The organism is Streptomyces sp. STAM6 (genome assembly GCF_054963715.1).
The window spans coordinates 1-7,635 of sequence record NZ_JBUEFZ010000069.1 but is presented as its reverse complement, the minus strand read 5'-3'; the positions used below and the strand labels follow the sequence as shown (position 1 = coordinate 7,635).

The 7,635-nt window shown below is 69.3% G+C and carries 10 protein-coding genes and 1 tRNA gene; 9 read left to right on the top strand and 2 right to left on the bottom strand.

The window, feature by feature from the left end:
* Positions 1 to 102: 102 nt before the first annotated feature.
* Positions 103 to 708, top strand: a complete 606-nt coding sequence (gene orn / locus ACY34K_RS33540; protein ID WP_462753998.1) for an oligoribonuclease — start codon at positions 103 to 105, stop codon at positions 706 to 708.
* A gap of 161 nt (positions 709 to 869) precedes the next feature.
* A tRNA-His gene (locus ACY34K_RS33535) sits at positions 870 to 942 on the top strand.
* A gap of 321 nt (positions 943 to 1,263) precedes the next feature.
* Here the strand turns inward: ACY34K_RS33535 and ACY34K_RS33530 are convergent.
* Both ACY34K_RS33530 and ACY34K_RS33525 read right to left on the bottom strand, forming a co-directional pair.
* Positions 1,264 to 1,821, bottom strand: a complete 558-nt coding sequence (locus ACY34K_RS33530; RefSeq protein WP_462753997.1) for a hypothetical protein — start codon at positions 1,819 to 1,821, stop codon at positions 1,264 to 1,266.
* A gap of 299 nt (positions 1,822 to 2,120) precedes the next feature.
* On the bottom strand, positions 2,121 to 2,465 hold the full coding sequence (locus tag ACY34K_RS33525; protein ID WP_462753995.1) for a hypothetical protein: 345 nt from the start codon (positions 2,463 to 2,465) through the stop codon (positions 2,121 to 2,123).
* A gap of 354 nt (positions 2,466 to 2,819) precedes the next feature.
* On the opposite strand from ACY34K_RS33525, the gene ACY34K_RS33520 reads away from it, so the two are divergent.
* From ACY34K_RS33520 to ACY34K_RS33490, 7 genes are all read left to right on the top strand, one after another.
* On the top strand, positions 2,820 to 3,656 hold the full coding sequence (locus ACY34K_RS33520) for a helix-turn-helix domain-containing protein (protein WP_462753993.1): 837 nt from the start codon (positions 2,820 to 2,822) through the stop codon (positions 3,654 to 3,656).
* Positions 3,657 to 3,738: 82 nt separating this feature from the next.
* The gene (locus ACY34K_RS33515; RefSeq protein WP_462753991.1) at positions 3,739 to 4,206 is read left to right on the top strand and encodes a cupin domain-containing protein; all 468 of its coding nucleotides are present in this window, start codon (positions 3,739 to 3,741) and stop codon (positions 4,204 to 4,206) included.
* Positions 4,203 to 4,922, top strand: coding sequence for an SGNH/GDSL hydrolase family protein (locus ACY34K_RS33510; protein WP_462753989.1), 720 nt, complete (start codon positions 4,203 to 4,205; stop codon positions 4,920 to 4,922). Before ACY34K_RS33515 ends, ACY34K_RS33510 begins: the two co-directional genes overlap by 4 nt.
* A 415-nt stretch (positions 4,923 to 5,337) precedes the next feature.
* Complete coding sequence (locus ACY34K_RS33505; RefSeq protein ID WP_462753988.1) at positions 5,338 to 5,547, top strand: hypothetical protein; 210 nt, start codon at positions 5,338 to 5,340, stop codon at positions 5,545 to 5,547.
* Positions 5,548 to 5,549: 2 nt separating this feature from the next.
* Positions 5,550 to 6,080 (top strand): DUF6879 family protein, encoded by a 531-nt coding sequence (locus ACY34K_RS33500; protein WP_462753987.1) that lies wholly within the window; start codon positions 5,550 to 5,552, stop codon positions 6,078 to 6,080.
* Positions 6,077 to 6,919 (top strand): helix-turn-helix domain-containing protein, encoded by an 843-nt coding sequence (locus tag ACY34K_RS33495; RefSeq protein WP_462753986.1) that lies wholly within the window; start codon positions 6,077 to 6,079, stop codon positions 6,917 to 6,919. The genes ACY34K_RS33500 and ACY34K_RS33495 overlap by 4 nt, the downstream gene beginning before the upstream one ends.
* 275 nt (positions 6,920 to 7,194) lie before the next feature.
* Complete coding sequence (locus ACY34K_RS33490) at positions 7,195 to 7,449, top strand: hypothetical protein (RefSeq protein ID WP_462753985.1); 255 nt, start codon at positions 7,195 to 7,197, stop codon at positions 7,447 to 7,449.
* Positions 7,450 to 7,635 lie beyond the last annotated feature (186 nt).

Here is a 7,635-nt window from a genome sequence, read left to right as displayed (position 1 = left end):
TCGACAAGGGGCGCCCCTGCGTCGTGAAGGCGTCCGCGCCGTCGGGCGTCCGGCGTCACGGAGGCGCTCCCGCTCGGCGGCCGCCCCTCTAAGGTAGGACGCATGAACGATCGCATGGTGTGGATCGACTGCGAGATGACCGGGCTCTCGCTGACGGACGACGCACTCATCGAGGTGGCCGCGCTGGTCACCGACTCGGAACTGAACGTACTCGGCCAGGGCGTGGACATCGTGATCCGCCCGCCGGACGCCGCGCTGGAGACCATGCCCGAGGTGGTGCGGCAGATGCACACCGCCTCCGGCCTGCTCGACGAGCTCGCGGCCGGCACCACGCTCGCCGACGCCGAGGAACAGGTCCTCGCGTACGTCCGCGAACACGTCAAGGAGCCCGGCAAGGCCCCGCTGTGCGGAAACTCGGTCGGCACCGACCGCGGCTTCCTGCTGCGCGACATGCCGAAGGTGGAGGAGTACCTGCATTACCGGATCGTCGATGTCTCCTCGGTGAAGGAACTGGCACGCCGCTGGTACCCGAGGGCGTACTTCAACAGTCCGGAGAAGACCGGCAACCACCGGGCGCTCGCCGACATCCGCGAGTCCATCGCCGAGCTGCGCTACTACCGCGAGGCGATCTTCGTGCCGCAGCCCGGCCCGGACTCCGACACCGCGAAGACGATCGCGGCCCGCCACGTCCTGCCCCCGGCGCCCTAGGCCCGGGGGCCCCACCGGGAGCCCCGGGCCGTCCCCGGCTCCCGGACCCTTCCGACCGCCCGCCCCGACCCCCGGGGAAAGGTGGGAGCGAGCACCCTCTCGGACCCTGTACACTTTTTCTCGGCCGGTCGGGGAAACCTTCGGGAAATCCGCCGGTCGTGGTGGGTGTAGCTCAGCTGGTAGAGCACCTGGTTGTGGTCCAGGATGTCGCGGGTTCGAGTCCCGTCACTCACCCTGATTGATCAGCCGGTGACCTGCGGAAACGCGGGCACCGGCTGATTTCGTTCCGCTCGGCCCGGACCACGTCCGCACGGCGGCCTCTCCCGCACGTGCGGTCCCGCCGTGGCGCGGTGACGGCCGTGGCGCGGCCACCTCCCTCCCCGGGGGCGCCGCCCCAACGGTTCTCGGCGCCCTCAGCCACATCCCCCTGCCCAAGAGGGACCACCTTCGCCGCAGAGTCAGCCCTCGTGCGCCATTGACGGCCGTGCAGCGCGAGCCGATCAGTATCGATCCCCTTCTCCGGCTCGCTCGTCGAGCGCCTCGGACTGTGGCGCGTCAGACGGTTTGCGGTGTCCAGGTCTTCGGCGACGGGCTGTCGGCCGCCGACTGGGGAACCTTCGCGCAGGAGGTGTAGCCCGACAGGAAGAGGGACGTGGTCGAGTCGTTCCACGCCAGGTCGAACTGGTCACCTGTCGCTGGGTCCTGGACTCGGAAGCCGAACTCGACGAAGTCCTTGCCCCGGCGGTTGCGGTCGTGGGTGAGGGTCCAGCCCGCCGAGGTGAACTTCCGGCGCAGGCGAGCCTCCGTGGCACCGGCCACAGCGGCAGGGATGTCTTCGACCGTCCAGCTGAGGTCGAAGGTGACGACGTCTGGCAGAGTCTTTTCGATGCTGAGGCCGCCCGCGTAGCAACTGTGGCCGGGTACCACCTGGACGGGGCTCACTGCCTCGTGGGGCGGCAGGGCCATGCCGTCGTACACCCACTGCGCGCGGGCCGTCAGGCGCTGGGAGAGCGTCGCAGGGTCGGCGGAGGGATACTCCCGCTCCAGCACGGAGCAGCCCGTGGTCGTCAGGGCGGCGAGCAGCAGGGCCAGGAGCGCGGCGGTCTTCCTCATGGATGCGACCGTACGAACGAGACGGCGCCGACCGCATGAGCACGGGTACTCAACCCGCGGGGAAGGCTCCAGGGGCAAGGTGACAGCCCGGCAGCGGCGACGGGCCTCCCCGGGTTACTGACGACATGTAACAGGCGAGCCCACCAGTACCGCGGCCGAGGTGGTTGCCTCGCTGCCGGTTCGGGGCTGACCCGGCAGGGCGACACGTGCCGCCCCAGTGGTCAGCCAGGGGCGCGTCGCCTCCAGGGGGCCCGGTCCCGACCGGCCCGGCCCCCGCGACGGCGTCGAACCGGTGACGGCTACACCTCGGCGTTCTCCTCTTCCTCTTCTTCCGCGGCGCCCTTGGTGTAGTCGTCCACCCACCGCCACTCATGCCGACAGTTGCCGGTGGCGTGGCCGCGGGGGTTGAGGCACTGGTAGCGCCAGTAGCCGCTTACATCACCGGTGTGGGGCGGCCGGGGTGGTGGGCTGGAGAGGCTGGACCCGTCGTCCTGTTCCGCAGCGGCTTGGTCGAGGATGCGGGCGACCTCAGCAAGGAGGCCGCCGGACTCCTCGGCCTCGGCCTCGCCATCGTCGTCGGTGGCGGCTGCGGTCGCGCGGGCGTGAGCGACGGCGATGACGCCTCCGACCACGGCAGCAGCCACGCCGATCAACCCCACCTTGCCGGCGGGCCCGAGCTTGTTCCATGCGTCAGTCACACGCCGCCGCAGCGGCTTTCGCTCGACGTCGTTCTCTGGCGGGGGGCCGGATGGCGGTTCGGGCGATCGTGGTCCATCGGTCATGCGTCCCCCTTGGCGAAGAGTTGCCGGGGCCATCATTCTGGCAGTCAGAAATTCCACCGGCACGGCACCGGAGGGTAGCCGCCCCCCACCCGTGATCGACGACCTTCCGTGGAAGTCCAGCGCGGCAACGGAGCACTGTGCTGGCTCACCTCGATCGTTGTCACTGGCAACTGCTGTACCGATGTTCAGTAGACCGCCGGTTCATACACTGCGAGGGTGGAAGACCATACGGCCACCAGGTTCTATGCACGTCCGGCGCCCGCCTTGCGGCGGTACGTCGGCTCGTATGTCGGTTTCGATCTTCGTGGGTTCCCGGCGGGGGTGCACTGCGGTCCGCCGGGCCGCGTGCTCACTGCGGTGATCAGTCTGTCCGGCCCTTTGGAGGTGGCGGCGGGCGTCGACGACGGGTCACCGGTCACCCGATTCAGCAGCGTGGCCGGCGGTCTGATGCGCCGGTCCGTCGCGATCCACCACGACGGACGCCAGAAAGGCGTGCAGGTGTCGCTGACACCGCTCGGGGCCCGCGCCGTCTACGGCATGCCCGCCGCTGATCTCGCCCACCGACTGGTCCCACTCGACGAACTTCTCGGAGCGCTCGGCGTCGAGCTGGTCGACCGGCTCCGCGCGGCGACGACATGGGCCGCGCGGTTCGCCGCGCTGGACGAGTTGCTCCTGCGAGCCGTCGGCCGCGGCGCCGGCGGCGACCCCGTGTACCGGGTGCGCCCCGAGGTGGCCGAGGCCTGGCGCCGGCTCTTGGCCGCGCGGGGCCGCGTCCAGATTGGGGAGGTCGCCGCAGAACTGGGCTGGAGCCGTCGGTACCTCACCGAGCGGTTTCGCTGTGAGGTGGGCCTGTCACCAAAGACCTTCGCCCGGGTTTTGCGCTTCGAGCACGCGCACGAACTGGCCACCACGCACGACGCGCTTCCGTGGGCCGAAGTGGCGACCGTCTCCGGCTACGCCGACCAGGCCCATCTCGTCCGGGACTGGAGCGAGTTCACGGGCCGAACGCCGACAGCATGGCGTCGCGGCGAAGTCCTGCTCGGGACTGGATAGTCGCCGACCGGCCGCCCATCACGTCGGCTTCCGTTCCCTTTCCTTCAAGACCACCCATTGCTGTCCTGTGACGATCGTCTGCATGAGACTCGTCAATCACGAACCCAACGCCATCGACCTGCGGACCACCCCCGTGCACCTCGGCCTGGGGTCGACAGCGAAACCCGTCGAGGGCTTCGCCTGGGACCCGGAGGTGCTCCATGCCTACAGCGCCGCGGTCGCGGCGGACGGCGCCGAGGGTCGGATGGTGACGATCTTCGACGGCGATGGCCTGGGCGACCATTGGGAGCGCCACCCCGCCGGAGACGAACTGGTCGTCTGCCTCAGCGGGTCGGTGACGGTCACCCGCGATGTGGACGGAGTGCCCGAACGGGTTGTGCTCGGGCCAGGCGAGGCCACTGTCAACCCGGCCGGGACATGGCACGCGGTCGACATGGCGGGACCGGCGTCCATCCTGACCGTCACCGCCGGCCTCGGCACCGACCACCGTCCCCGGACGGAAGCCCGCCCGACCGAGCACGCCGGCACGTCCGGCCCGCGAACACCGTGACGACCCGTGTCGCGTGCCTCGGCGATAGCCTCACCCGCGCGCAACTCAGCGTCGACTACCTGGACCTTCTCGAACGACGCCGACCTCCGGGCGACGTACGGCTCGCCCGCTTCGGCGTCAACGGCGACTTCGCCCACAACCTCTCACAGCGCCTCGATGCCGTCGTCGCGGACGCACCCGACGTGATCACCGTGCTGATCGGGACCAACGACGCCCGAGCAAGCCTCGCCGGCTACCCCGTCGAGCGGGCCATGAAGCGCAAACAACTCCCCCAGCGCCCGTCGGCCGACTGGTTCCAGCAGTGCCTGGGAGCCGTCGTCGAACGGCTGCGAACACAGACCGACGCGACGATCGCTCTGCTGTCCCTCCCGGTCCTCGGCCAACAACTCGACGGAGCCGCGGCGCGGGCATCACAGGCGTACAGCCGCATGATCGCCGAGGTCGCCACCACCAACAAGGCGACCTACCTCCCGCTCCACGAACGCCAGACCGAGGAACTACGCCAGGCGGACCCGCCGCCGATCCCCTACCGGGACCCGACGCCCGCAGCGAGCGTCAGCGTCCTCGTCCGGCGCGCCTTGCTGCGCCGCAGCCTCGACACGATCGCGCGGCGCCGGGGTCTCGTGCTCACGACCGACCACATCCATCAGAACAGCCGCGGCGCCGCCCTTGTCGCCGAGGTCATCGACACCTGGCTCCCGACCCGGAGCGCGTAGCCGGTTCCGGCGGCGGCCCCTTTCCTGCGTATTCGGTCCCACCCGTACCGGGGCAGGCAACGACGACCGGACCTCTCGGCTACCACGACACAACCACCACCCGCCGGCTCAACGAGGCCGGCGGGATGTGGAGCCGATACGCCGTTGCGGACCACACACGGTCACCGACAGGTTGTGTTCCACGAGGAACCGGCGACAGTTGATTACGAGAGTCCGCCAGTACGAGGCCGTTCTCGGCGCCCTCAGCCACGCACTCCCCTGCCCCATCCGCTCCGCGGCCCGCTCCCCGCACGCGGTCCGACGCCGCCGGCGGCCTTCACTCACTCGACCCGCCGGGCGGGGCCTTTCTTGTTTCTAGATCGTCGGTCTATGGTTCCGGTCCCGGCAGCGCGCCGACTCATGAGAGGGGCAGCCCATGTCTCGGACCATCCGCATGCTCGGCACCAACAGCAAGACCGGCGAATGCCCGACGCTCTACGAGGACGTCGAAACGGGCGAGATCCTCGTGCAGGGCTACACGGTCACCGACCCGGCCGTTCTCGCGCAGATGTCTAACGTCCTGCCTGGTGAGTCGCTCGTGGTCGTCGACCGCGCCCTCCTCGTCAACTTCGCCCCGAAGGAGTAGCAGTGCAGTTCGTCCCCGCGCGTGGGATCCTCGACTTTTTCCGGACCGGTTTCGAGCACACGGCGTGGAGGCTGGAGACTCGAAGGGCGTATGCGGCGGACCAACGTTCCGAGGAGTACCGGCGGTTTCTGACAGGGACCGCGCCTCCGCCGGATGACGGAGGACCATGGTTTGTCAACGCGCGCGAGCAGACCGCCGCTGGCAAGCGGATCGAGCGCGTGCGCTTGGTCGACGAGCCCGCCACCGACAACCAGCGGTACCTCCTCGCGACCACACCGGACAACCTGGCGGTAGGTGAGGACATCCGGTACATGCTCCGCTCCCGCGCGGTGAAGCTGGGCCTGCCGGACTTCGACTTCTGGCTGTTCGATTCCCGAGTCCTGGCACGCTTCAACTGGGATGATCCGGAACGCCGTATGGAGCTCACGACTGATCCGGAAGAGGTGGTGCTGGCCTGCCAGGTCCGTGATGCTGCCTGGCATCACGCGACCCAGTACGACGAGTTCAAAGCACAGGTACCGTCGGCCGTGTGACGACCGACTTCCAGCAGGGCCGGCGTTCTCTCGGTGTGCGGCTGCGCGAGCTGCGCGCCGAGGCCGGGCTGACCGTCCGGAGCATGGCTGCCGCTTGTGGATGGGCCCCTTCGAAGATCTCGAAACTGGAGAACGGGAAGCAGACGGCAACTCCCGCCGATCTGGAAGCCTGGGCGCGGGCGGTGGGCCAGCCACACACTGCGGCTGAGCTGAAAGGGCGCCTGGCCGGGCTGGAGTCGACCTACCGTTCTTGGCGTCGACAGCTCGCTGGTGGCCTCCGAGCGGTTCAGGACGCTCTCGGGGCCCAGCACGCGAGGACCAGAGTCTTCCGCGGCTTCACGGGTTCCGTCGTGCCCGGGGTGTTCCAGACGCCGGAGTACGCGCGCAGCGTGCTGACCCGGTACGCCGAGCTCCACGGCGGTACGAGCGACATAGAAGAGGGCGTGGCCTCTCGAATCCGCCGCCAGGAGGGACTCTACGATCGGTCGAAGCACTACCACGTGCTGCTGCACGAGTCGGCACTGCACACCCGCATCTGCACACCCGCCGTCTTGGCTGACCAACTGGACCGCCTGATGTCCGTCAACGGCCTGGCGTCCGTGGAGCTCGGCATCATCCCGATGACTGCGGAGGTACGGGTGGCTGCCGGTGACGACTTCTGGATCCATGACGACCGGCTCGTCATCGCCGAGTCCTGGCACGCGGAGATGTGGTTGGACTCGCCCGAGGACGTCGCGCTCTATCAAGCGGTGTGGGATGCCCTCGCCGCGGGGGCTGTGTATGGGCGTGGCGCACACCGACTCATCAGCCGCGCACGCGCGGTGCTCGAGCCTCGCTGAGCAACACGGAGCAACACCGGCCGCGTGAAGAGAAACATCAAGAAACTCGCCTGCTCCGGAGAAACACAACGGCCTACCGTCCTCGTCATGGAGACGGGAAACCAGCCCCCAGGGGCGACGTCCGGAAAGTGGTGTCACTGGCATCAAGGGCCGTCCGAAACGACCCGGGCAGTGGAGGTGGCCGGCGCGAATCCGTCGGTGCCCCCCGCAGTGCTCTACGCCTGCGCACCGTGTCGTGAACAACGCCATCTCACTCCCCTTCACGTGGGGACGCCATGACCCTTGCCGTCGGCCACTACGTCGTCCATGAGGGCAGGACTGGGCTCATCACAGTCGATCTCGGCCACGGGCTGTTCCGTGTCCGGTTCCACCACGGCCCCGCTCGCCACGACGGATCGGTCCGCGAGGCCACGATCCGCGGGCACCGGCTGTCGGCAGCCGGCGCGGAACAGAAAGCGGCTGCGGTCGCCGAGGGAGTGACCCTTGAGAACGAGCGCACCTACCTGCTTACACACCCCGCACGCAGGTAGCCCCATGACGTGCGGAGCACGGTGGTGTACGGCGAGCATGGCAGGAAGCCCGCTGAAACGACGGCGAACCGCGCGCCCGTACGCGCCCGACCGGAGCTGATCCGTGTCCGGCACTCCCTGAACTCCCGTGCCGGCCGCCGGCCACCGCCCGGCCGGAACGGGCCGCGAGACCCACCCCGCACCCCT

Excerpts from the sequence above, each read along its gene's own strand:
- orn (WP_462753998.1), top strand. The coding sequence starts at position 103 with ATGAACGATCGCATGGTGTGGATCGACTGCGAGATGACCGGGCTCTCG.
- ACY34K_RS33530 (WP_462753997.1), bottom strand. The coding sequence starts at position 1,821 with ATGAGGAAGACCGCCGCGCTCCTGGCCCTGCTGCTCGCCGCCCTGACG.
- ACY34K_RS33515 (WP_462753991.1), top strand. The coding sequence starts at position 3,739 with ATGAGACTCGTCAATCACGAACCCAACGCCATCGACCTGCGGACCACC.
- ACY34K_RS33505 (WP_462753988.1), top strand. The coding sequence starts at position 5,338 with ATGTCTCGGACCATCCGCATGCTCGGCACCAACAGCAAGACCGGCGAA.
- ACY34K_RS33490 (WP_462753985.1), top strand. The coding sequence starts at position 7,195 with ATGACCCTTGCCGTCGGCCACTACGTCGTCCATGAGGGCAGGACTGGG.